The sequence below is a fragment of the Acidimangrovimonas pyrenivorans genome, assembly GCF_042643245.1.
Lineage (GTDB): Bacteria > Pseudomonadota > Alphaproteobacteria > Rhodobacterales > Rhodobacteraceae > Acidimangrovimonas > Acidimangrovimonas pyrenivorans.
Map to the genome: position 1 here is coordinate 25,517 of NZ_JBHRSK010000001.1, position 20,238 is coordinate 45,754.

General features: G+C 68.1%; 25 protein-coding genes. 8 read left to right on the top strand and 17 right to left on the bottom strand.

Going from position 1 to position 20,238, the window contains the following annotated elements; genetic code table 11:
- Nucleotides 1–9: 9 nt before the first annotated feature.
- From tilS to ACFOES_RS00180, 12 genes are all read right to left on the bottom strand, one after another.
- Nucleotides 10–1,296 carry a tRNA lysidine(34) synthetase TilS gene (tilS, locus tag ACFOES_RS00125; RefSeq protein WP_377830633.1) on the bottom strand — a complete coding sequence of 429 codons (1,287 nt, stop codon included), beginning with the start codon at nt 1,294–1,296 and terminating at the stop codon, nt 10–12.
- Nucleotides 1,293–2,150: a tol-pal system protein YbgF gene (gene ybgF / locus ACFOES_RS00130; protein WP_377830636.1), complete on the bottom strand. Its 858-nt coding sequence runs from the start codon at nt 2,148–2,150 to the stop codon at nt 1,293–1,295. Before ybgF ends, tilS begins: the two co-directional genes overlap by 4 nt.
- A 13-nt stretch (nt 2,151–2,163) precedes the next feature.
- Nucleotides 2,164–2,679: a peptidoglycan-associated lipoprotein Pal gene (gene pal, locus ACFOES_RS00135; protein ID WP_377830639.1), complete on the bottom strand. Its 516-nt coding sequence runs from the start codon at nt 2,677–2,679 to the stop codon at nt 2,164–2,166.
- 92 nt (nt 2,680–2,771) lie between these two features.
- The gene (tolB, locus tag ACFOES_RS00140; RefSeq protein ID WP_377830641.1) at nt 2,772–4,100 is read right to left on the bottom strand and encodes a Tol-Pal system beta propeller repeat protein TolB; all 1,329 of its coding nucleotides are present in this window, start codon (nt 4,098–4,100) and stop codon (nt 2,772–2,774) included.
- Nucleotides 4,097–5,305, bottom strand: a complete 1,209-nt coding sequence (locus tag ACFOES_RS00145; RefSeq protein ID WP_377830645.1) for a hypothetical protein — start codon at nt 5,303–5,305, stop codon at nt 4,097–4,099. Before ACFOES_RS00145 ends, tolB begins: the two co-directional genes overlap by 4 nt.
- A gap of 12 nt (nt 5,306–5,317) precedes the next feature.
- Complete coding sequence (gene tolR, locus ACFOES_RS00150) at nt 5,318–5,797, bottom strand: protein TolR (RefSeq protein ID WP_377830649.1); 480 nt, start codon at nt 5,795–5,797, stop codon at nt 5,318–5,320.
- Between the two features lie 3 nt (nt 5,798–5,800).
- Nucleotides 5,801–6,496: a protein TolQ gene (gene tolQ, locus ACFOES_RS00155; protein ID WP_377830653.1), complete on the bottom strand. Its 696-nt coding sequence runs from the start codon at nt 6,494–6,496 to the stop codon at nt 5,801–5,803.
- A 102-nt stretch (nt 6,497–6,598) separates the two neighbouring features.
- Complete coding sequence (gene ybgC, locus ACFOES_RS00160) at nt 6,599–7,000, bottom strand: tol-pal system-associated acyl-CoA thioesterase (RefSeq protein WP_377830655.1); 402 nt, start codon at nt 6,998–7,000, stop codon at nt 6,599–6,601.
- Nucleotides 6,997–7,629 carry a hypothetical protein gene (locus tag ACFOES_RS00165; RefSeq protein ID WP_377830659.1) on the bottom strand — a complete coding sequence of 211 codons (633 nt, stop codon included), beginning with the start codon at nt 7,627–7,629 and terminating at the stop codon, nt 6,997–6,999. The genes ybgC and ACFOES_RS00165 overlap by 4 nt, the downstream gene beginning before the upstream one ends.
- Nucleotides 7,630–7,800: 171 nt before the next feature.
- Nucleotides 7,801–8,835, bottom strand: coding sequence for a Holliday junction branch migration DNA helicase RuvB (ruvB, locus tag ACFOES_RS00170; RefSeq protein ID WP_377830662.1), 1,035 nt, complete (start codon nt 8,833–8,835; stop codon nt 7,801–7,803).
- Nucleotides 8,836–8,915: 80 nt separating this feature from the next.
- Nucleotides 8,916–9,839 (bottom strand): zinc metalloprotease HtpX, encoded by a 924-nt coding sequence (gene htpX / locus ACFOES_RS00175; RefSeq protein ID WP_377830665.1) that lies wholly within the window; start codon nt 9,837–9,839, stop codon nt 8,916–8,918.
- A gap of 191 nt (nt 9,840–10,030) precedes the next feature.
- Complete coding sequence (locus ACFOES_RS00180; RefSeq protein ID WP_377830667.1) at nt 10,031–10,798, bottom strand: NAD kinase; 768 nt, start codon at nt 10,796–10,798, stop codon at nt 10,031–10,033.
- A 178-nt stretch (nt 10,799–10,976) separates the two neighbouring features.
- Here ACFOES_RS00180 and glyA point away from each other — a divergent pair, with 178 nt between their 5' ends.
- Nucleotides 10,977–12,281 (top strand): serine hydroxymethyltransferase, encoded by a 1,305-nt coding sequence (glyA, locus tag ACFOES_RS00185; protein WP_377830670.1) that lies wholly within the window; start codon nt 10,977–10,979, stop codon nt 12,279–12,281.
- Nucleotides 12,282–12,441: 160 nt separating this feature from the next.
- Here the strand turns inward: glyA and ACFOES_RS00190 are convergent, their stop codons facing one another.
- Complete coding sequence (locus tag ACFOES_RS00190) at nt 12,442–12,813, bottom strand: hypothetical protein (RefSeq protein WP_377830672.1); 372 nt, start codon at nt 12,811–12,813, stop codon at nt 12,442–12,444.
- A 134-nt stretch (nt 12,814–12,947) separates the two neighbouring features.
- Here ACFOES_RS00190 and ACFOES_RS00195 point away from each other — a divergent pair, with 134 nt between their 5' ends.
- Nucleotides 12,948–13,748: an alpha/beta fold hydrolase gene (locus ACFOES_RS00195; protein WP_377830674.1), complete on the top strand. Its 801-nt coding sequence runs from the start codon at nt 12,948–12,950 to the stop codon at nt 13,746–13,748.
- Here the strand turns inward: ACFOES_RS00195 and ACFOES_RS00200 are convergent.
- The 3 genes from ACFOES_RS00200 to ACFOES_RS00210 form a co-directional block, all read right to left on the bottom strand.
- Nucleotides 13,745–14,236, bottom strand: coding sequence for a cytochrome b (locus tag ACFOES_RS00200; protein WP_377830676.1), 492 nt, complete (start codon nt 14,234–14,236; stop codon nt 13,745–13,747). The two genes, ACFOES_RS00195 and ACFOES_RS00200, sit on opposite strands and share 4 nt — an antisense overlap.
- 90 nt (nt 14,237–14,326) lie before the next feature.
- On the bottom strand, nt 14,327–14,500 hold the full coding sequence (locus ACFOES_RS00205) for a hypothetical protein (RefSeq protein ID WP_377830678.1): 174 nt from the start codon (nt 14,498–14,500) through the stop codon (nt 14,327–14,329).
- 98 nt (nt 14,501–14,598) lie between these two features.
- Complete coding sequence (locus tag ACFOES_RS00210; protein ID WP_377830680.1) at nt 14,599–14,904, bottom strand: hypothetical protein; 306 nt, start codon at nt 14,902–14,904, stop codon at nt 14,599–14,601.
- A gap of 156 nt (nt 14,905–15,060) precedes the next feature.
- Between ACFOES_RS00210 and ACFOES_RS00215 the strand changes: the two genes are divergently transcribed.
- The 5 genes from ACFOES_RS00215 to ACFOES_RS00235 all read left to right on the top strand — a co-directional run bounded on the left by ACFOES_RS00215 (nt 15,061) and on the right by ACFOES_RS00235 (nt 18,949).
- Entirely contained in the window at nt 15,061–15,198 is a 138-nt protein-coding gene (locus tag ACFOES_RS00215; RefSeq protein WP_377830682.1) for an entericidin A/B family lipoprotein, read from the top strand.
- A gap of 92 nt (nt 15,199–15,290) precedes the next feature.
- On the top strand, nt 15,291–17,090 hold the full coding sequence (gene lepA / locus ACFOES_RS00220; RefSeq protein ID WP_377830684.1) for a translation elongation factor 4: 1,800 nt from the start codon (nt 15,291–15,293) through the stop codon (nt 17,088–17,090).
- A gap of 239 nt (nt 17,091–17,329) precedes the next feature.
- Nucleotides 17,330–18,073 carry a DUF3800 domain-containing protein gene (locus ACFOES_RS00225; RefSeq protein WP_377830686.1) on the top strand — a complete coding sequence of 248 codons (744 nt, stop codon included), beginning with the start codon at nt 17,330–17,332 and terminating at the stop codon, nt 18,071–18,073.
- Between the two features lie 202 nt (nt 18,074–18,275).
- Complete coding sequence (locus ACFOES_RS00230) at nt 18,276–18,485, top strand: cation transporter (RefSeq protein WP_377830687.1); 210 nt, start codon at nt 18,276–18,278, stop codon at nt 18,483–18,485.
- A gap of 164 nt (nt 18,486–18,649) precedes the next feature.
- Nucleotides 18,650–18,949 (top strand): hypothetical protein, encoded by a 300-nt coding sequence (locus ACFOES_RS00235; RefSeq protein WP_377830689.1) that lies wholly within the window; start codon nt 18,650–18,652, stop codon nt 18,947–18,949.
- A 37-nt stretch (nt 18,950–18,986) separates the two neighbouring features.
- Here the strand turns inward: ACFOES_RS00235 and ACFOES_RS00240 are convergent, their stop codons facing one another.
- Entirely contained in the window at nt 18,987–19,436 is a 450-nt protein-coding gene (locus ACFOES_RS00240) for a low molecular weight protein-tyrosine-phosphatase (RefSeq protein ID WP_377830691.1), read from the bottom strand.
- Nucleotides 19,437–19,490: 54 nt separating this feature from the next.
- On the opposite strand from ACFOES_RS00240, the gene ACFOES_RS00245 reads away from it, so the two are divergent.
- Entirely contained in the window at nt 19,491–20,189 is a 699-nt protein-coding gene (locus ACFOES_RS00245) for an NAD-dependent deacylase (RefSeq protein WP_377830693.1), read from the top strand.
- The last annotated feature ends 49 nt before the right edge of the window (nt 20,190–20,238 follow it).

Consider the following 20,238-nt stretch of genomic DNA (forward strand, 5'->3'; position numbering starts at 1 on the left):
CCCGGCGGTTCAATGCGATAAAATCTTTTGCAGGAAGCCGCCCGGGTCGTCCGGGCCGGCGCGACATCCGTCTGGCGCCAGTTCCGCGGTCCAGTCCCCGGGCCGCCCGGCCAGCGGCGCGGCGACCAGCTCGGCCCCGCGCCAGACCGCGGGCGTGGCCAGCAAACTGTCGCGCGGCAGCCCGGTCTGGCGCCAGTCCGGGCAGGCGGCCAGCCCGTCCTCGCCCAGCGCCCGCAGCTCCAACCCCTCGGGAATCCCGCCTGAATCCGGGCCGGACAAGGCCCAGCGGCGGTCCCAGAGCCGGTCCGTCGGGCAGCGGCTGTCGCGCACCGCCCGGTATTCGCGGCTGATCCGGACGCTGTCGGCCGTGCCGGAGATCAGGCAGCCCGCCAGCGTCCGCCGGCCGCCGGCCAGCGCCGCTGCCACCGCCTCGGCCAGCGGCGCCAGCCGCGGGCGATAATCCGCCGAGACAATCCAGCGCAGGGCATGGGCGATCAGCCGCAACCGGATTTCCTGCGGCGCTTCGTCCAGGGCGGCGCGGTCGAAGACCACGTCGCCGGCCTCGACACGGGCGCCGTCGCGCGCGATCCGCAGCGTGACCTCCTCCAGCGCCCGCCGCGCCATGGCCAGCCGCGCGGCGGTCTCCGCCAGCCCCTCGGCGTCGATCCCCAGCGGCGCCAGTGCCGCCAGCGCGGTCCGGGCCTTGACCCGGTCATAGGCCGGGTTGTCGTTGCTGGGGTCCTCGGCCCAGCCGATCCCGCGCGCGGTCAGGAAATCGCGCAGCGCCGCGCGCCGGACGTCCAGCAGCGGCCGCAGCCAGAGGATGCCGTCGGCCGCGCGCCGCGCCGCCATGCCGGACAGCCCGTCGACGCCCGAGCCGCGGGCCAGCCGCAGCAGCACCGTCTCGGCCTGGTCGTCCAGCGTGTGGCCCAGCGCCACCGCGCCGATGCCGCGCCCGCGCGCCCAGTCGGCCATCAGCGCGTAGCGGCCACGCCGCGCCGCGTCGGACAGGTTGCCCTGCCCGTCCCAGTGCCAATGCAGGATGTCATGCGGCAGGCCCAGCCCGGCGCAGGCCCGGCCGACCATCGCCGCCTCTTCCGCCGCCTCGGGCCGCAGCCGGTGATCGACCGTCACCGCCGCCAGCCGGCAGCCCGATCCCGCCGCCCAGTCCGCCAGCAGGTGCAGCAACGCCATCGAGTCGCCGCCGCCCGAAACCGCGACACCCAGGGCGGTGGGCGGTTGCGGGCTGAGCGCCCGGCCCAGCCGCTCGATCAACGCGAGGTCTGCGGGGGTCACTGGCAGCCGAGGTTCTGGCGCGCCTTGTCGGCATCGGCGACGGCCGAGCTGTCGGGATAGCGCACCGACACCTGGCCCAGGGTCACGCAGGCCTCCTGGACCTGGCCCAGCTTGCCCAGGTTGATCCCCAGCCGGGTCAGCGCGTCGGGGGCGCGGACGCCATCGGGCGAGCCCGAGAAACTGTCGAGATAGGCGCGCGCGGCATCGGCGGTCTGGCCCATCTGCTCAAGCGCCCAGCCGCGATAGTAATGCGCCTGGCCGGTCAGCGGGCCGGCAGTGTAGGTTTCGGTGAACGAGGCGAACTGGTCGGCCGCATCCTGATACTTGCCGGCGTCGAGCGCGGCCTTGGCCTTTTCGAAATCCGGCTTCTCCCCGACCGCGAGATCGGGTGCCTCCTGCGGCTGCCCGGGAGCGGGCGCCGTCACCGGCGCCGGTTTGACATCGGCCCCGCCCAGCACCGGCGTCTTGCCGATCTTGGTGATATCGCAGCCCTTTTCCAGGTCGCACAGCCGGTAGTTCAGGTCGCCGATCCGGTTGGTGGCATCGGCGATCACCTGCTTGATGCGGTGCTGCAACTCCTCGGTGTCGTTGGTCAGCTGCTCGAGCCGGGCCTCGATCGCGTCGAGCCGCTCCTGGGTCGAGCCCGACAGGTCGACGGCCTCCGGCTTGGCCGGCGGCGCCTTGATCTCCTGCTGCAGCCCGCGCACCAGCGAATAGAGTCCGTTGAGTTCCTGACGGATGCTGGCGAGGGTCTTGGCGCTGGTTTCGGCGTGAGCGGCGCCGGGGCGCGTCGCGTCAGCCAACGCGATCAGCGCCATGATGGACAGAGCGAACCAGGCTCCGCGCCGCTGCACCGTTACCCCTCTCCTAGCTGCCCGCGCCCATCGACAGCACCGTCACCGCGCGACGGTTCTGCGAATAGCACGATTCGTTGGAACAAGTCGCCACCGGGCGTTCCTTGCCGTAGCTGATGGTCTTCAGCCGGCTGGCGGGAACGCCGTGGGCAACCAGGAACTGCTCGGCCGCGTTGGCCCGCCGCGCGCCCAGCGCGAGGTTGTATTCGCGGGTCCCCTGCTCGTCGGCATGGCCCTCGATGATCACCGCGTAGTCGGGATGCTGGTTGAGCCATTGCGCCTGCTGGGTCAGGGTCGCCTGTGCCTCGGGCGACAGGGTGCTCTGGTCGACGGCGAAGAAGACGCGGTCGCCGACGGCCTGGTTGAAATAGGCAATCGAGTTGGGATCGTTGACATCGCCCAGCGCCGAGGTGCCGATGCCGCCATTCGCGCCCCCCGCGCCGCCGTTCGCGCCATAGCGATCGGGATTGTTGCAGGCCGCGACGCCCAGGGCAGCGACCAGCAGCAGTGCGGTGCTCAGATGACGCATGATTCTATCCCTCGATTCTCAATGCCCTTTTGCAGGCGTTTCATAACAGGTTCGCAACGCTTTGGAAATCGGCCCGGCTCCGGGCCGGCGGATCACTGCAGCAGCGGTGACCAGGCCGGGTCGGAAGCCGCGTCCGGGGTCGGCACCCGCTTGAGATTGCGCCCCGAGATATCGACCGAATACAGCGCCGGAGCCCCGTTCACCCCTGCAGTTTCTCGCGTAAACATCAATACGCGTCCATTCGGGGCCCAGGTCGGCCCTTCGTCAAGGAACGAAGCCGTGAGCAGCCGCTCTTCGCTGCCGTCGGTCCGCATCACGCCGATGTGAAAACGGCCCTTGTTCTGCTTGGTGAAGGCGATCAGGTCGCCGCGCGGCGACCAGACCGGCGTGCTGTACTTGCCGGCACCAAAGCTGATCCGCGTCGCCTGGCCGCCGCTGGCCGGCATGATGTAGATCTGCTGCAGCCCCGACCGGTCGCTTTCGAAGACGATCTGCGTGCCGTCGGGCGAATAGCTCGGCGCTGTCTCGATCGAGGGCGCGCTGGTCAGCCGGGTGCGCTGGCCGGTGCGCAGGTTCAGCGTGTAGATGTCGGTGTTGCCGCCGCGCTCGAGCGAGAAGACCACGGTGTTGCCATCGGGCGAGAAGCGCGGCGCGAAGGTCATGGTGCCGGGCTGGTCGTCCAGCACCTGGCGCTGCAGCGTATCGAGATTCATCAGGTAGATCCGCGGCTCGCCGCTCTCGTAGCTGGTATAGAGGATGCGCTTGCCGCCGGGCGAGAAGCGCGGTGCCAGCACGATGGTGCTGTCATCGGTCAGGTTCTTCACGTTGGCGCCGTCGTAATCCATGATCGCCAGCTGCTTCTTGCGGTTGATCTTGGGGCCGCTCTCGGAAACGAACACCACCCGGCTGTCGAAATAGCCGCCCTCGCCGGTGATCCGGCTATAGACCGCGTCGGCCACCTTGTGCGCCATCCGCCGCCAGGTGTCGGTGCTGCCGGTGAATTGCAGCCCCTGGCCCAGCGGCTTGCCCGAGAAGACGTCGAACAGGCGGAACTTGACCGCGATCTGGCTGCCCTGGACGCTGACCGCGCCGGTGATCAGCGCCTGGGCGTTGATCGCCTTCCAGTCGGCATACTGGATCGGGGCGTCGAAGCTGGTCACCTTGCTGATATAGGCGCTGGCCGGGATCTCGCGGAACAGGGCGGTTCCGGTCAGGTCGGCGGCGACGACGCCGGTGATCTCGCTGGCATATTGCCCGGCGGCGCCGTTCTCGGCGACGAATTGCGGCAGCGCATAGGGCAAGGGCTCGATCACACCCTCGGTGATTTCCAGCTTCAGCGGGCCCTTCTGCTGGGCGAGGCCGGCCACGGCGGTCAGCCCCAGAAGGGCCATGGCGATGGCCAGGGTTTTCACAAGGCTCATTTGATCCTCATCTTCTCGGGGTTGAACACGATCTCGACGTCCCGCCACTGATCGTATTTCTCGGGCGGCAGTTTGTAACCCTCCGCGCCGCAGCGGGCGATGGCGCGGCGGGCGGCGTCATAGGCGGCGCGCACGGCGCTGTCGGGGCCGGTGGAGGCGGAGACCTGCTTGAACGAGCCGGAGACCACCGTGCCATCCTGGTTGAGCGAGAACCCGACCGTCACCGTGACCTTGGCGGCCTCGGACCCGGGATCGACCACCCAGCATTGCTGGACGGCGAGGCGCAGCCCGTCCTTCTCGCCCGCGGTCAGCGGCGGGCCCGAGGGGGCCCGGCCGGCGCCGGCATCGGCGGTCGAGGCGCCGCTGTCGACCGATCCGGCCACGGCGGCGGCGACGGCGGCGGCAATGGCATCCTCCTGCGACGCCTTGGGTTTCTCAGGCTTGGCCGCCTCCGGCTTGGGCTTGTCCGGCTGCGGGGTCTCCGGTTTCGGCGGTTCGGCCGCGGCGAGACGTTTCGGCCGGCCCTGCGGCCGCGGGCTCGTGGCCGGGGCCAGCACCGGCGCGGCCGGGGTGTCGGAGGTGTTCGCCTCGGTCGCGATCCGCGTCGTCGCCTCCTTCGGCGCCGTCGCCTCCTTCGGCTTCTGCTGCTTGGTCGCGGTATCGCTGGGCTTGGGCGCGGCGCTTTTCTGCGCCTGGTCCGAGACCTTGGCGTCCTGCGGCGGCTTCGGCGCCGGCATCGGCGCGACCCGCGGGATGTTGCGCGGCGTGTCCGAGGGCTTCTGCTCGGGCACCAGCACCGCCTCCTGCTGGGCGTCCGGCGGCGGCGGGCTGGGCGGCGCGACGCCCGAGACATCGGCCTGCGGCAACGGCTGGACGCCGGCGACGTCGGGCGCGGTGTCGGGCTTGGGCGCGTCGGCCGGCCTGGGTTCGGTCTGGGCCGGCTTGGCCTCGGGCTTGGGCGCCGGCCTGGGCGCGGGCGCGGTTTCCGGCGCCGTCGGCTTGGGCGGCGTCACCTCGGTCTGCGGCGTCGCCGGCGCCGAGGAGCCGGCCGCGCTGAGCGCCGCGAAATCCTGGGCGCTGATCAGCGAAACCTGAGACACCGCCGCCTTGGGATTGTCATGGGCGCGCAGGAACAGCCCGCCGAAGAGCACCCAGAGGATCAGGCCGAGATGCCCGATGCCGGAGATGATGATGCCCTTGTTCATGCCCACCGCGGATTAACCGCCGCTGCCGCCGAAGGTCGGCCCGTTATTGTCCGTCACCAGCCCGATATCGTTGAAGCCGCTGGCATTGAGCGCCCCCATCACCTGCGCCACGCGGGCATAGGGAATGGCGCCGTCGGCCCGCAGGTAGAGCTTCTTGTCGGTCCGTTCGGCGGCGATCGCGCGCAGCTTCGGGATCAGTTCGTCCTGGCTGACCTCGGTCTTCTGGATCATGATCCGGCCGTCGGCGGTGAGCGTGATGGTCAGCGGCTCTTCCTTCTCGGTCGGCAGGGCGGTCGCCGCCGTCTTGGGCAATTGCACCGGCACGCCGACGGTCAGCAGCGGCGCCGCGACCATGAAGATGATCAGCAGCACCAGCATCACGTCGACCATCGGCGTGACGTTGATCTCGGACATCGCGTGCGAGCGGCCGGTGCGCCGCTTGCGCCCGCGTCGGCCCGATCCGCCGCTCCTCTGGCTCACCCCCGCGCCCATGGCTCAGGCGTCCAGCTGGCGCGAGAGGATGGTGGCGAATTCGTCGGCGAAGGCCTCGTAGCCGGCGACGATCCGGTCGCTGTCGGCATTCAGCTTGTTGTAGAAGATCACCGCCGGGATCGCGGCCACCAGCCCCAGCGCGGTGGCGACCAGCGCCTCGGCGATGCCCGGCGCGACGACGGCGAGATTTGTGTTCTGCGAGATCGCGATCTGCTCGAAGGAGTGCTTGATCCCCCAGACGGTGCCGAACAGGCCGACGAAGGGCGCCGTCGAGCCGACGGTGGCCAGGAAGGACAGCCCGCCGTTCAACACTTCCGCCTCCTTGGCGATGGCGACGTCCATCGAGCGGTCGATCCGCGCCTGCGCCCCGGCGATCAGCTTGCCGTCCTGACGATGACTGCGGCGCCATTCCAGCATGCCGGCGGAAAAGATCTTCTGCGACGCGCCGTCCGGCTCGGGGCCGATCTGGTCGAACAGCTCGTCCAGCGGTTCGCCCGACCAGAAGGCGCGGTCGAAGACGGTGGACTCGCCGCGCGCCCGGCGGAAGGAGATGTGTTTCTGGATGATGATCGCCCAGGACCAGAAAGAGGCCACGGTCAGGAGGATCATCACGAGTTTCACGGTCAGCGTGGCGCGCATGAAGAGGGCGAGCATCGAGAAATCGATCTCGTGCGCCATCGCAATAGTCTGGGTGTCCATAAGCCTGCTCGTTCTGGGTTAGCCGCTCTCCGTCGGCTCGATTACCAGCGATTCTACAGGCATTTTAGGCCAAAAGCCAACACATGCATGTGACAGGCGGCATTATTCCGACGCCGACGCCAGACGCTGGCGAATATCCGCCGGAAGCCGCGCCGGCGCCCCGGTCTGCGTCAGGCAGACCAGGGTGACGACGGCCCGGAACAGCGGCCGGTCGCCGCGCAGCACGGCCTGGTCGAGCACGATCCGCGCCCCGGTCAGGGCGGTCAGCCGGGTCTCGACCGTCAACAGGTCATCGAAGGTCGCCGGTGACAGGTAATCGGCCTCGACCCGGCGGACGGCGAAGACCAGCCCCTGATCCTGCTTGAGCCGGGTCTGGTCGAGCCCCAGTTCGCGGATCCATTCGCTGCGGCCGCGCTCGATGAATTTCAGGTAATTGGCGTAGTAGACGATGCCGGCAAGGTCGGTGTCCTCGTAATAGACGCGGATCGGGAAGCGGTGGCTCATGCCTCGCCCTCCCCCGCCGGCAGCCGCGCCGCCAGACGCAGCGCATGCGACGGGTCCTCCGCCACCGCCGGCATCACCGGGTCGTAGCCGGCGCGGATGACGTCGCCGATCTCGGGCCGCAGGATCACCCGCTCGCCGACCTGGGCCAGCGGCGCCTTTTCGGCGAAGGCGGTGTCGGACCACAAAAGGATCACCTGCGCCGCCTGCGCCAGCGCCAGCGTCTCGGCCGGCATCTGCGACAGCGCCTCGTCCATGCAGACGAAGACGAAGGCCGCCTGGATCGCGCCCTCGCTGTCGAAGCGGAAGGCGCGGTACTGGTTGGCGCCCTGCGCCTGCAGCCGCTCGACCAGCGGGTGCAGGTCGGGGATCAGCCGGTCGAGATCGGGCAGCGCGGCCAGCTCGGCCCAGTCGCGGAAGAAGAACACCATCAGGTTGGCGCCCAGCTCGGGATCGGTCTCGGCCATCTGGTGGCCGGCCAGCGTCACCACCGCCTCGATCGCGCCCTTGACCACCGGCAGGGTCTGGTCAGCGACGCCGAAGACCACCGGCACGATCGGCCGGCCCCAGCGCGCGAAAAGGTAAGAGCCGTCGGCCCGGGTGAAGAGCGCCTGCACCTCGTCCGCTGTCATCTGGTCCTCCTGATCCCTCTCTGCGCGGGCTGGCCAAGGGTGGCCGCTCCGCGGGGAGTATTTGTTCAAAGAAGAAGGCGCAAGGGAATGGGGTCGGCGCGCCGCCCGGCCTTCCTCTTTGTCCAAGTCCTCCGGCCGGAGGCATCCCGCCTCCAGGCGCCGGCGCCAATCCTACTTGCCGAACAGATCGCCCTGCCCCGGCCCCGGCACCTTCGGCGCCTCCAGCCCGAGATGGCGCCAGGCGCGCGGCGCCAGCATGCGGCCGCGCGGGGTGCGGGCGATCAGGCCCTGTTGCAGCAGGTAGGGCTCGATCACTTCCTCGATCGCGTCGCGGCTTTCCGACAGCGCCGCCGACAGGGTTTCGACCCCGACCGGCCCGCCGCCGTAATGCTCGGCCATCAGCATCAGGTAGCGCCGGTCGGCGCCGTCGAGGCCGAGATGGTCGACGCCGAGCCGGGTCAGCGCCTTGTCGGCGACCTCGCGGGTGATCCGGCCGCCATGCTCGACCAGCGCGAAATCGACCACCCGGCGCAGCAGCCGGCCGGCGATGCGCGGCGTGCCGCGGGCGCGGCGGGCGATCTCGCGGCAGCCCTCGGGATCGGCGGCGACGCCCAGCAGCCGGGCGCCGCGGGTGACGATCTCGTTCAACTCGTCCTCGGTGTAGAACTGCAGCCGCGTCGGGATGCCGAAGCGGTCGCGCAGCGGCGTCGTCAGCAGGCCGAGCCGGGTGGTGGCACCGACCAGGGTGAAGGGCTGCAGGTCGATGCGCACGGTGCGCGCCGCCGGGCCCTCGCCGATGACGAGATCGAGGGCGAAATCCTCCATCGCCGGGTAGAGCACCTCTTCGACCGCCGGGTTGAGACGGTGGATCTCGTCGATGAACAGCACGTCGCGCGGTTCGAGATTGGTCAGGATCGCCGCCAGGTCGCCGGCCTTGGCCAGCACCGGGCCCGAGGTCATGCGGAAGCCGACGCCCAGCTCGCGTGCCATGATCTGGGCCAGCGTCGTCTTGCCCAGCCCGGGCGGGCCGTGGAACAGGGTGTGGTCCATCGCCTCGCCGCGCATCTTGGCGCTTTCGATGAAGACCTTCATGTTCGCCCGCGCCTCGGCCTGGCCGATGAACTCGTCCAGCAGCTGCGGCCGCAGGGCGCGGTCGGCATCCTCGGGCAGGGGATCGGGGCGGAGCGTGGGGTCGGACGGGGTCATTCGGGCGCCTGTATCGGGGTTCCGAGACATTCGCCGGAATGGCCGTCCGGCGCAAGGGCGCGACCGGGCGCGCCCTCGGATCAGGCCCAGGGGCCGCGGCGGCTGTCTGGGGTCGCCCAGGGGCCGGCCATGCCGCGCGGGGCACGCGGGCGGTCCTCGCGCCGGCCCCGTTTCGCCGCCATCTCGCGCAGGGCGGCGATGCGGTTCTCGGTCGCGGGGTGTGAGGCGAAGAGCTTGTCCTGCGGCAGCGCGTGCAGCGGGTTGATGATGAACATATGCGCCGTCGCCGGGTGACGCTCGGCCGCCTGGTTGACGGTGCGCCCCGCCAGCCGGTCGATCTTGCCCAGCGCCGAGGCGAGCCACAGCGGGTGGCCACAAATCTCGGCGCCGATCCGGTCGGCCTCGTATTCGCGCGAGCGGCTGATCGCCATCTGGACGAGGCCCGCCGCCATCGGCGCCAGGAACATCATCGCCAGCGTGCCGACGAGGCCGAGGTTGTTGCGGTCGCCGCCGCGGAAGAAGAAGGCGAAGTTGGCGAGCATCGAGATCGCCCCGGCGAAGGTGGCGGTGACGGTCATGGTCAGCGTGTCGCGATGCTTGATATGGGCCAGCTCATGCGCCAGCACGCCGGCCAGCTCCTCGCGGCTGAGCGTCCGCAACAGGCCGGTGGTGGCGGCGACGGCGGCATTGGCCGGGCTGCGGCCGGTGGCGAAGGCGTTGGGCTGGTCGGTCTCGATGACATAGACGCGCGGCATCGGCAGGCCGGCATTCTCGGCCAGGCCGCGCACCAGTACCACCAGCTCGGGAGCCGAACGGGCATCGACCTCGCGCGCGTTGTGCATCCGCAGCACCATCCGGTCGGAGTTCCAGAAGGTGAACAGGTTCATCGCCCCGGCGACCACCAGCGCGACGATCGCCCCGGTCTGGCCGCCCAGAAGGCCGCCCAGCCCGATGAACAGCGCCGTCATCGCGGCCATCAGAATTGCAGTGCGTGCGTAACCCATCTCTTCCGTCCTGCGTTGGAACGGAAGGGATATGGATATGGCCGGGGCGCGGCTCAAGAGGGCCGCGCGGGGTGGTGAGCAGGTGAGCGAGGCGGGAAAGGCAGCGCCCGACCCTGGGTGGGCGCCGCCCGGCGGCACGCCGGGCGAAACAGTCATTCTGGAAAGCGACCCGATCCGCGCGGCATTTCCGCCTACTCGAACTGCTCGCGGGTCAGCCGTTCCTCCAGCCCGTGGCCCGGATCGAACAGGATGCGGTGGCGGACCGCCGGCTCGCTGCGGATCTCGACCATCACCACATCGCGGACCGAACGGCCGTCGGCATCGGCCATCACCGGCCGCTTCTCGGCCTCGAGCACGTCGAAGCGGACCAGCGCCGCCTTGGGCAGAATCGCACCGCGCCAGCGCCGCGGCCGGAACGCCGCCATCGCCGTCAGCGCCAGCACGTCCGAGCCGATCGGCAGGATCGGGCCGTGGGCCGAGTAGTTGTAGGCGGTCGAGCCCGCCGGCGTCGACAGCAGCGCGCCGTCGCAGACCAGTTCCTCCATCCGGACCTTGTCGTCGACGCTGATCCGCAGCTTGGCCGCCTGCGGCCCGGCGCGCAGCAGGCTGACCTCGTTGATGGCCAGCGCGTGGTGCTCTTCGCCCTTGGCGTCGAGCGCCCGCATCGCCAGCGGGTTGATCACTGTCTCCTCGGCCGCGTCGAGCCGCGCGCTCAGCTCGTACTCGGTGAACTCGTTCATCAGGAAGCCGATGGTGCCGCAATTCATGCCGTAGACCGGCAGGTCCAGCGTCTCGGTGTCGTGCAGCGTGTGCAGCATGAAGCCGTCGCCGCCCAGCGCGACGATCACCTCGGCCTCGGCAACCGGCGCATCGCCGTAGCGCTCGACCAGCCGCTTCAGCGCCGCGCGGGCGATCTCGGTCTCGCTTGCCCTGAAGGCGATTTTCCGACGCCTGGCCATGGCCTCCCCCCGCTGTTTCCGAAAGTCATCGCCCGCGCCGATGCGAAACACAAGCCCCGCCCCGGAGACGCGGCGCGGCGCCGCAACAGCGCAACCGGTCGCTTACAGGCTTTTGAACCCGCGCCGCTTGCGATAAACAGCGCCAAACCCCGCCTGCAGACCTGTTCAGGAGACGCCCATGGACGCCCCGACCAACGCCGCGCATGATGCCGGCTTCTTCACCGAAGAGCTCAAGAGCCGCGATCCCGAGATCTTCGGCGCCATCCGTGCCGAACTTGGCCGCCAGCGCGACGAGATCGAGCTGATCGCCTCGGAGAACATCGTCTCGGCGGCGGTGATGGAGGCCCAGGGCTCGGTCATGACCAACAAGTATGCCGAGGGTTACCCGGGCCGGCGCTACTATGGCGGCTGCCAGTATGTCGACATTGCCGAGAACCTGGCCATCGACCGCGCCAAGGAGCTGTTCGGCTGTGGCTTCGCCAACGTCCAGCCCCATTCGGGCAGCCAGGCCAACCAGGGCGTGTTCAATGCGCTCCTGAAGCCGGGCGAGACCATCCTCGGCATGAACCTCGCCTCGGGCGGCCACCTGACCCACGGCGCCGCGCCCAACCAGTCGGGCAAGTGGTTCAACGCGGTGCAATACGGCGTCCGTCCGCAGGACCAGCAGATCGACTACGACCAGGTCGCCCAGCTGGCGCAGGAACACCAGCCCAAGCTGATCATCGCCGGCGGCTCGGCCGTGCCGCGGGTGATCGACTTCGCCAAGTTCCGCGAGATCGCCGACAGCGTCGGCGCCCTGCTGATGGTCGACATGGCCCATTTCGCCGGCCTCGTCGCCGGGGGCGTCCATCCCTCGCCCTTCCCCCATGCCGATGTCGCCACCACGACGACGCACAAGACCCTGCGCGGCCCGCGCGGCGGCATGATCCTGACCAATGACGAGGCGATCGCCAAGAAGGTCAACTCGGCGATCTTCCCGGGCATCCAGGGCGGGCCGCTGATGCATGTCATCGCCGCCAAGGCGGTAGCCTTCGGCGAGGCGCTGCGGCCCGAGTTCAAGGCCTATGCCGCGCAGGTGGTCAAGAACGCCCAGGCGCTGGCCGACCAGCTGATGAAGGGCGGGCTCGACATCGTCACCGGCGGCACCGACACCCATGTCATGCTGGTCGACCTGCGGCCCAAGGGGGTGAAGGGCAACGCCACCGAGCATGCGCTCGGCCGCGCCCATATCACCTGCAACAAGAACGGCATTCCCTTCGACCCGGAAAAGCCGACCGTGACCTCGGGTGTCCGCCTGGGCACCCCGGCCGGCACCACCCGCGGCTTCGGCGAGGCCGAGTTCCGCCAGATCGCCGACTGGATCGTCGAGGTGGTCGACGGGCTGGCCGCGAATGGCGAAGAGGGCAATGCCGAGGTCGAGGCCAAGGTCAAGGCCGAGGTCGCCCGGCTCTGCGCCCGCTTCCCCGTCTATCCCGAGCTCTGAGAGCCGAAGCACGGGCTCTGCCGCCCCGGCGGCGGAGCCCGACCGCGCGCCCGCCGCGCTGGCGGCGCGGATGGGCGTGTGATGGCGCTGCCCCGCCACCTGTCCCCGGCACGGGCAAGCCGCCCGCAAGACGCGCCTCGCGCGGACGCGAAGACCCCGCTCAGAGGAAACCACGCCAGACCAGCACGGTGATCAGCAGGGCGAAAACCACCAGCAGGCTGAAGGCGATATTGGCACCGATGCTGCGGGCCAGCGCCTTGCGACGGTCGTGCCGGCTGATCGCCGTCAGGTGGCGCAGGCAGGAATTGTAGGCCTCGGCGACCCTGACCTCGTCAATCTGCGGTAGAAGCTTGGGATTCTTCGCCATGGTCGCGGCCTCGACCAGGAATTCGGCATTCGCGCGCACGTCGCGCGGAAGGTTGCGCCCACCATTCTGCAACTTTGCCGCGAGCCCCTTGCCCCGGACCTGCAGTCGGCTGTCCATCAACTCGGCAACACGGTCCGCCATCTGCTGCACGGTAATCGCACTCATGGATCTTCGCCTTCTCGTAAATCACATTCGGAAACCACGCCATGATAGGCGAAACGGGGGCAAGAGTGGAGGAAGAATCTGCGTTGCAGCATCCGCTGTTGCGCTGGTTCCGGAGAAAGCTGTATTACCTCATCATGCTGACAACCGTCCTTCAGGGCCGGCCCGGTGCCGCCCCGCCCCTGCTGATCGTCCACGGCCTGTTCGGCTCGGCCCGCAACTGGGGTGTAATCTCCCGCAGGTTGAGTTCCGACCGCCAGGTCATCACCGTCGACATGCGCAACCATGGCACGAGCCCGTGGCGATCGACCCACAGCTACGAGGGGCTGGCGGGCGACCTGGCGGCGGTCATTTCGATGCATGGCGGGCAGGTCGATCTGCTGGGCCACTCGATGGGCGGCAAGGCGGCGATGATGCTGGCGCTGACCCGTCCCGCCATGGTGCGGCGGCTGATCGTGGCCGATATCGCTCCGGTCGCCTATAGCCACAGCCAAAACCACCTGATCCACGCCATGCGCGGGCTCGACCTGACCGACCTGACGACCCGGACCGAAGCCGACCGCCGCCTGTCGGCCACGATCGAGGATCCCGGCACCCGGGCCTTCCTGCTGCAGTCGCTCGATCTGCGGGCGGAGCCGCCGCGCTGGCGACTCAACCTGGACGTGCTCGAAGCCGAGATGGACCGCATCATCGGCTGGCCCGGCGTGGCGAGCCGGTTCGAGGGGCCGACGCTGTTCCTGACCGGGGAGCGGTCGAGCTATGTGCGGCCCGAGCATCACGCCCGCATCACCGCATTGTTCCCGCAGGCGCGGTTCGAAACCATCGAGGGCGCGGGCCACTGGCTGCATGCCGAGAAGCCGCGCGAGTTCGAGGCGGCGGTCGCCGCCTTTCTCGCCGACGATGCCACCGAGGAGGCCGCGGAGGCGCCGGCGGATTAATCCGCCGGGCGCTTCATCCGCAGCATCAGCCCGTCCTTGAGCACGAACTGGTGCACCAGCGCCCCCAGCACGTGCAGCCCGACCAGGATCAGCAGCACGCCCTTGAGCAGCTCATGCGCCTCGCCCATGCTGCGCACGCCGCCGAACCAGGCGATCAGGCCAGTCAGCGGCAGTGCCAGCATCAGCGCGTAGAGCAGCCAATGCACCGCCGCCGCCAGCAGGTCCTGGACCGGGTTGCCGCCGGCCGGCGGCTTGGGCGCGCCGCGCCGGGCCCGGATCGCCAGCCGCCAGAGGGCCAGCAGCCCGATCGCCACCCCGGCGACGACATGCAGCAGGATCATCGGGCTGAACTCGACCTCCAGCCCGCGACCGATCGCCCGCCAGGCGTGCGAGATCGCGTCATGAAACACGTATTGAATGACGATCAGCGCGGCCACGATCCAGTGCAGACGGATCTGGCCCTTGGAATATCCCGTAACGGTGGACATCCTTCCTCCTGTTATCTTCGATTGCCTGAGAGATGATACGCGGCGCCCGCCCGCTTCCGTCGCGCAAAGGCGCAATTCATCCGGAGATTTTCAGCCCAGGGCGCGGCTTGCATACCAGGACAGCGGCGCCGACAGCGCCAGCCCCAGTCCCGCGGCGGCCAGATAGGGCGTCAGCGTGGTGAAGCCGATCACCAGGGCCAGCAGCACGCATTGGCTGATCACCGCCGGCGCCAGAACCGAGTAGATCAGGATCAGCTTGTGCATCCGGGACCCTCCTTCACAGAGCCGTGACCTCAGATCCCCCTTGTTGCACAGGGCCACAGGCCCCTCTTTGATCCGAATCAAGTTTCCCGACGCGGGGGTCAGCCGGCAGGGCAGACGAGCCGGCCGCGCATCTCGCCGCTGTCGCCGTGCAGGCTGTGTTTCCACGGCCGGCAGCCGGTCAGCTCCGGGATCAGGGAGAGCATGGTGGCGCGGATCGCACGATGTTCGCCGGGCCGGGCATAGCCGAGGCGGATCACCTCGACCCGGTCGCCACGGCGGTAGAGCACGTAGTCGTGGCCGCCGCGCGTCACCTGCTGCCGCTGCGCGCCGAAGAAGGGCGGTGCCGGCGAGGCGGCGCAGCCGGCCAGCGCGGACAGGACAAGCAGGACCAGGGCAAGCCGCATCGAACCCCTCGCAGCGTGGTGGACCGGGCCAGCCTCGCCGCGCCACGGTTAACACCTGCCTAATACACATCCCTGCCAGCGCGGCCGCCGGAGAGTTGACAAAACCGGGAAGACAGCGTCACTTCCGCGGCACAGACCGCAACAGGAGCCTTCCGCATGATCCGTATCGCCCTTGTTCTCACCGCCGTCCTCGGCCTCGCCGCCTGCGAAACCGTCCAGGGCGCGGGCAAGGACATCCAGAAGGCCGGCACGGCGATCACCTCCTCGGCCAAGAAGGTCCAGAAGGACATGTAAATTGCCCCGGCCGGGGCAATACTGCGCACGAGCCCGCACGCGGCCGGTCGACCCCGCTTGACCGGCCCCTGATTCCTGCTCATATGCGCGCCATGACCGATCTCGACCGCATCCGCAATTTCTCCATCGTGGCGCATATCGACCACGGCAAATCCACCCTTGCCGACCGGCTGATCCAGCTCACCGGCACGGTGGCCGAACGCGACATGAAGGCCCAGCTGCTCGACGCGATGGACATCGAGCGCGAGCGCGGCATCACCATCAAGGCCAACTCGGTCCGGATCGAATACCCGGCCAAGGACGGCAACACCTATATCCTCAACCTGATCGACACCCCCGGCCATGTCGACTTCGCCTACGAGGTCAGCCGCTCGATGCGCGCCGTCGAGGGCTCGCTGCTGGTCGTCGACGCCTCCCAGGGGGTCGAGGCGCAGACGCTGGCCAACGTCTACCAGGCGATCGACGCGGATCACGAGATCGTCCCGGTGCTGAACAAGATCGACCTGCCGGCGGCCGAGCCCGACCGGGTCAAGGAACAGATCGAGGACGTCATCGGCATCGACGCCTCCGAAGCGATCCCGATCTCGGCCAAGTCCGGCATGGGCATTCCCGACGTGCTCGAGGCCATCGTCCACCGCCTGCCCGCGCCCAAGGGCGACCGCGACGCACCACTCAAGGCGATGCTGGTCGACAGCTGGTACGACGCCTATCTCGGCGTCGTCGTCCTGATCCGGGTGATGGACGGGGTCATCCGCAAGGGCGACACGATCCGGATGATGAAGACCAAGGCGACCTACAAGCTCGACAAGCTCGCCGTGCTCAAGCCGCAGATGGTCGACATCGCCGAACTGGGCCCGGGCGAGATCGGCGTCTTCACCGCCTCGATCAAGCAGGTCCGCGACACCCGCGTCGGCGACACCATCACCCACGAGAAGAAGCAATGCGCCGCGCCGCTGCCCGGCTTCAAGCCGGCCCAGCCGGTGGTCTTCTGCGGCCTGTTCCCGGTCGACGCCGCCGATTTCGAGAACCTGCGCGAGGCGATCGAGAAGCTGGCCCTCAACGACGCCTCCTTCAGCTACGAGATGGAGACCTCGGCCGCGCTCGGCTTCGGTTTCCGCTGCGGCTTCCTCGGCCTGCTCCATCTCGAGGTCATCCGCGACCGGCTGGAACGCGAATACGATGTCGACCTGATCACCACCGCGCCCTCGGTCGTCTACCAGATCTACATGCGCGACGGGCAGATGATCGAGCTGCACAACCCCGCCGACATGCCCGACCCGGCCAATATCGACCATATCGAGGAGCCGCGGATCAAGGCCACCATCATGGTGCCCGACGACTTCCTCGGCGACGTGCTCAAGCTGTGCCAGGAGCGCCGCGGCCTCCAGCTCGACCTCAGCTACGCGGGCAGCCGCGCCATGGTGGTCTACGACCTGCCGCTGAACGAGGTCGTGTTCGACTTCTACGACCGGCTCAAGTCGGTCACCAAGGGCTATGCCAGCTTCGATTACCAGATCACCGGCTACCGCCAGGACAACCTGGTCAAGATGTCGGTGCTGGTGAATGACGAGCCGGTCGACGCCCTGTCGATGATGGTCCACCGCGACCGGGCCGAGATGCGCGGCCGGGCGATGTGCGAGAAGCTGAAAGAGCTGATCCCGCGCCACATGTTCAAGATCCCGATCCAGGCCGCCATCGGCGGCCGCATCATCGCCCGCGAAACCATCGCCGCGATGCGCAAGGACGTGACCGCGAAATGCTACGGCGGCGACGTCACCCGGAAGAAGAAGCTGCTCGAGAAGCAGAAGGCGGGCAAGAAGAAGATGCGCCAGTTCGGCAAGGTGGAAATTCCGCAGCAGGCGTTCATCAATGCGTTGAAGATGGATGGGTGAGGAGGCTGTTGATCGAACACCAAGATCATCATCCCACTCCTCTGCTTGAGCAACGCCCGAACAGTCACTGGTTTTCTTTTCTTTCTGGACGCACAAGCACGTCGCCACCAATCGCACGCTTGAATGTAGCCTCTTCGCCTGCTCTACTACCTCAAGTCGAATTTTGACTGCCGGAATGCGCCTGAGGATGTGGTGGTGCGTCCCGATAAGAGTTTTCTGCAGGCTGTACCATGTATCTAATGTATGTAGACGAAAGCGGGGATCCGGGGAACAACACCGCCCAGTCGGATTTCTTCTGTCTTTCAGGAATTGTCATTCACGAAAGCGAGTGGCGGAATTTTATTAATGCGAACATGAAATTTCGACGCACCATTAAGAATGTTTATGGTTTCCCCGTGCGAAGTGAGCTACATGCAGTCAAACTAATTCGGCATAGCTCCTTTGGCATTGCAAAGCACGCCCGCTTGGCCATCTTGCGCAACTACCTAGACGAGTTGGCAAAGCTGAACTTCATCTCTATCACCGGCGTTGTTGTCGACAAGCGGGGCAAGCCATCACAATATGACATCTTTGCAGCGGCATGGAGCACTTTGTTCCAAAGATTTGAGAATACCTTAGCACACGGAAACTTCCCAGGCGGATACAAGAGATCGTATGGAAAGGTATTTACAGACGCCACAAACGGCAATCGCCTAAATCAAATCATGAGAAAGATGAATGTCTATAATCCTATTCCCAATACTGGGGGCGTTGGTTATCGAAATATCCCCATACTTAGAGTGATCGAGGATCCGTCTCCGCGCAACTCCGCTCGCTCTCTTCCCATACAGGCATGCGACGTTGTCGCGTACTTCCTCCACCAACGACACCACCCTAATTCGTATGTGAGAAAATCTGGGGCAACTCGCTACTATGACCGCCTAGCACCTGTCCTCAACACTCATGCCTCACGCTCAAATCCGTTGGGAATCGTGACCTTATAGAAAGGGCGGGCAGTTTCCTGCCCGCCGGGACGATCCTACTAGCGAGTGTGCCCGCGTTCAGATCATAGGTACAATGTAGGACATTTCCTACGGAAATGCTATGACTGATTGAGTTCGCAACAAATCTCCCTCGCCCCTTGACCTTCCCCCAACAGGAACCTCCATCTTCCGCCCGTAACGGACTCACCCCGAGAGGTTCCCCATGTCGGACAAACTGAAACTGTCGATCCCCGAGATGTCCTGCGGCCATTGCAAGGCCGCCGTCGAGGGCGCCATAACCGGGCTCGATGCCGGCGCGCAGGTCGCCGTCGATCTCGACAGCCGCACCGCCGAGGTCGCCAGCTCCGCCGCGCCCGAGGCGCTGGTGGCGGCGCTGGCCGAGGCCGGCTACGCGGCCAGCCCCGTCAGCTAATCCCCGGCCGAACGGCCCCAGGGGCCGGTCACGTTCGCTTGCGCGGCGCGGCCGGCCCTTCTCATGCGACCTTTGGCGGAATTGAAAAACCGCGCCGCGATCGCCATAATCCGCCCGTCACCCGGCAGCGGGAGCAACCCGCGCCCAACGGAACGAGGCAGCATATGAAGAAACTTGTCTGCGCCACCGTGGTCACCCTTGCCTCGGCGCCGGCGCTTCACGCGGGCCCGATCGAGGCCGCCTGCAAGAACTCCGACCGTCCGGCCACCGCCGCCCTCTGCGGCTGCATCCAGCAGGCCGCCGACATCACCCTGCGCCACAGCGACCAGCGCCGCGCCGCCCGCTTCTTCAGCGATCCGCACAAGGCGCAGGAGGTCCGGCAATCCTCCTCCGACCGCGACAACGCCTTCTGGGACCGCTACCAGAATTTCGGCGAGACCGCCGTCGCCATGTGCGGCGACTAGGCCCGGGACACGGGGCGCAAAGACCGGGGCAGGCCGCCTAAAGGCTGGCCAGCAGCCCCCGGCTCGCCGCCTCGACCAGGTCGAGCGCCGCGTCGAAATCGCGGGTGTAATAGGGGTCGGGCACCTCGGCCACGCCGGTCTCGGGCGCGTAATCGAGGAACAGCCGCACCGGCGTCCTGTTCCCGGCCGGCCGCAGCGCCTCGATATCGGCCCGGTTGGCTTCGTCCATCGCCAGGATCAGGTCGAAGTGGTCGAAATCCGCCACGTCCAGCTGCCGCGCCCGCAGCGGCGTCAGGTCATAGCCGCGCGCGGCCGCCGCCGCGATCGCCGGGCCGTAGGGCGCCTTGCCGACATGCCAGTCGCCGGTGCCGCAGCTGTCGATCTCCAGCGCCTTCCCCGCCTCTTCGGACAGCGCGCGGAAAACCCCCTCGGCCGAGGGCGAGCGGCAGATATTGCCAAGGCAGACAAAGAGGATACGGCTGGTCATCGGGCTCTCCTTCGGCGATCCTTGTGCCAGAAAGCCCGAACAGGGGGAAGCCCGATGCCCCGCGACACGATCGTCATCCTCACCGGCGCCGGCATCTCGGCCGAAAGCGGGCTGGGCACGTTCCGCGACGTTGACGGGCTCTGGACCCGCTACGACCTGAACGCGGTCGCCACGCCCGAGGGCTTCGCCCGCAACCCGGCGCTGGTGCACGCCTTCTACAACGCGCGGCGCGCCAATTGCGCCACCGCGGCGCCCAACGCCGCCCATGACGCGCTCGCCCGGCTGGAACGCGACTGGCCCGGCGAGGTCCTGATCGTCACCCAGAATGTCGACGACCTGCACGAACGCGCCGGCAGCCGCAACGTCCTGCACATGCACGGGGAGCTCTCCCGCGCCCTCTGCGCCGCCTGCGGCCACCGCTGGCCGGCGCCGCTTGAGATGCACGCCGCCGATCCCTGCCCTGCCTGCGGCGCCGCTGCCACCCGGCCCGACATCGTCTGGTTCGGCGAAATCCCCTACCACATGGCGGAAATCGACCGCACCCTGGACCGCGCCGGCCTCTTTGTCGCCATCGGCACCAGCGGCAATGTCTACCCCGCCGCCGGTTTCGTGCGCGAGGCCGCCCTGTTCGGTGCCCGGACGCTGGAACTCAATCTCGACCCGTCCGACACCGCGACCGATTTCGACGAGACCCGCCGCGGCCCGGCGACCGAGCTCGTCCCCGCCTGGGTGAGCGCGCTCCTCGCCCCCTGATCCCTTTCATCTTCACGAAAATATCCCCGCCGGAGGCCCCGGGCCGCGC

Coding starts and splice junctions, on each gene's coding strand:
- pal (WP_377830639.1), bottom strand. CDS start 2,679: ATGCGTCATCTGAGCACCGCACTGCTGCTGGTCGCTGCCCTGGGCGTC.
- tolB (WP_377830641.1), bottom strand. CDS start 4,100: ATGAGCCTTGTGAAAACCCTGGCCATCGCCATGGCCCTTCTGGGGCTG.
- ACFOES_RS00145 (WP_377830645.1), bottom strand. CDS start 5,305: ATGAACAAGGGCATCATCATCTCCGGCATCGGGCATCTCGGCCTGATC.
- tolR (WP_377830649.1), bottom strand. CDS start 5,797: ATGGGCGCGGGGGTGAGCCAGAGGAGCGGCGGATCGGGCCGACGCGGG.
- tolQ (WP_377830653.1), bottom strand. CDS start 6,496: ATGGACACCCAGACTATTGCGATGGCGCACGAGATCGATTTCTCGATG.
- ybgC (WP_377830655.1), bottom strand. CDS start 7,000: ATGAGCCACCGCTTCCCGATCCGCGTCTATTACGAGGACACCGACCTT.
- ACFOES_RS00165 (WP_377830659.1), bottom strand. CDS start 7,629: ATGACAGCGGACGAGGTGCAGGCGCTCTTCACCCGGGCCGACGGCTCT.
- ruvB (WP_377830662.1), bottom strand. CDS start 8,835: ATGACCCCGTCCGACCCCACGCTCCGCCCCGATCCCCTGCCCGAGGAT.
- htpX (WP_377830665.1), bottom strand. CDS start 9,839: ATGGGTTACGCACGCACTGCAATTCTGATGGCCGCGATGACGGCGCTG.
- ACFOES_RS00180 (WP_377830667.1), bottom strand. CDS start 10,798: ATGGCCAGGCGTCGGAAAATCGCCTTCAGGGCAAGCGAGACCGAGATC.
- glyA (WP_377830670.1), top strand. CDS start 10,977: ATGGACGCCCCGACCAACGCCGCGCATGATGCCGGCTTCTTCACCGAA.
- ACFOES_RS00190 (WP_377830672.1), bottom strand. CDS start 12,813: ATGAGTGCGATTACCGTGCAGCAGATGGCGGACCGTGTTGCCGAGTTG.
- ACFOES_RS00195 (WP_377830674.1), top strand. CDS start 12,948: ATGCTGACAACCGTCCTTCAGGGCCGGCCCGGTGCCGCCCCGCCCCTG.
- ACFOES_RS00200 (WP_377830676.1), bottom strand. CDS start 14,236: ATGTCCACCGTTACGGGATATTCCAAGGGCCAGATCCGTCTGCACTGG.
- ACFOES_RS00205 (WP_377830678.1), bottom strand. CDS start 14,500: ATGCACAAGCTGATCCTGATCTACTCGGTTCTGGCGCCGGCGGTGATC.
- ACFOES_RS00210 (WP_377830680.1), bottom strand. CDS start 14,904: ATGCGGCTTGCCCTGGTCCTGCTTGTCCTGTCCGCGCTGGCCGGCTGC.
- ACFOES_RS00215 (WP_377830682.1), top strand. CDS start 15,061: ATGATCCGTATCGCCCTTGTTCTCACCGCCGTCCTCGGCCTCGCCGCC.
- lepA (WP_377830684.1), top strand. CDS start 15,291: ATGACCGATCTCGACCGCATCCGCAATTTCTCCATCGTGGCGCATATC.
- ACFOES_RS00225 (WP_377830686.1), top strand. CDS start 17,330: ATGTATGTAGACGAAAGCGGGGATCCGGGGAACAACACCGCCCAGTCG.
- ACFOES_RS00230 (WP_377830687.1), top strand. CDS start 18,276: ATGTCGGACAAACTGAAACTGTCGATCCCCGAGATGTCCTGCGGCCAT.
- ACFOES_RS00235 (WP_377830689.1), top strand. CDS start 18,650: ATGAAGAAACTTGTCTGCGCCACCGTGGTCACCCTTGCCTCGGCGCCG.
- ACFOES_RS00240 (WP_377830691.1), bottom strand. CDS start 19,436: ATGACCAGCCGTATCCTCTTTGTCTGCCTTGGCAATATCTGCCGCTCG.
- ACFOES_RS00245 (WP_377830693.1), top strand. CDS start 19,491: ATGCCCCGCGACACGATCGTCATCCTCACCGGCGCCGGCATCTCGGCC.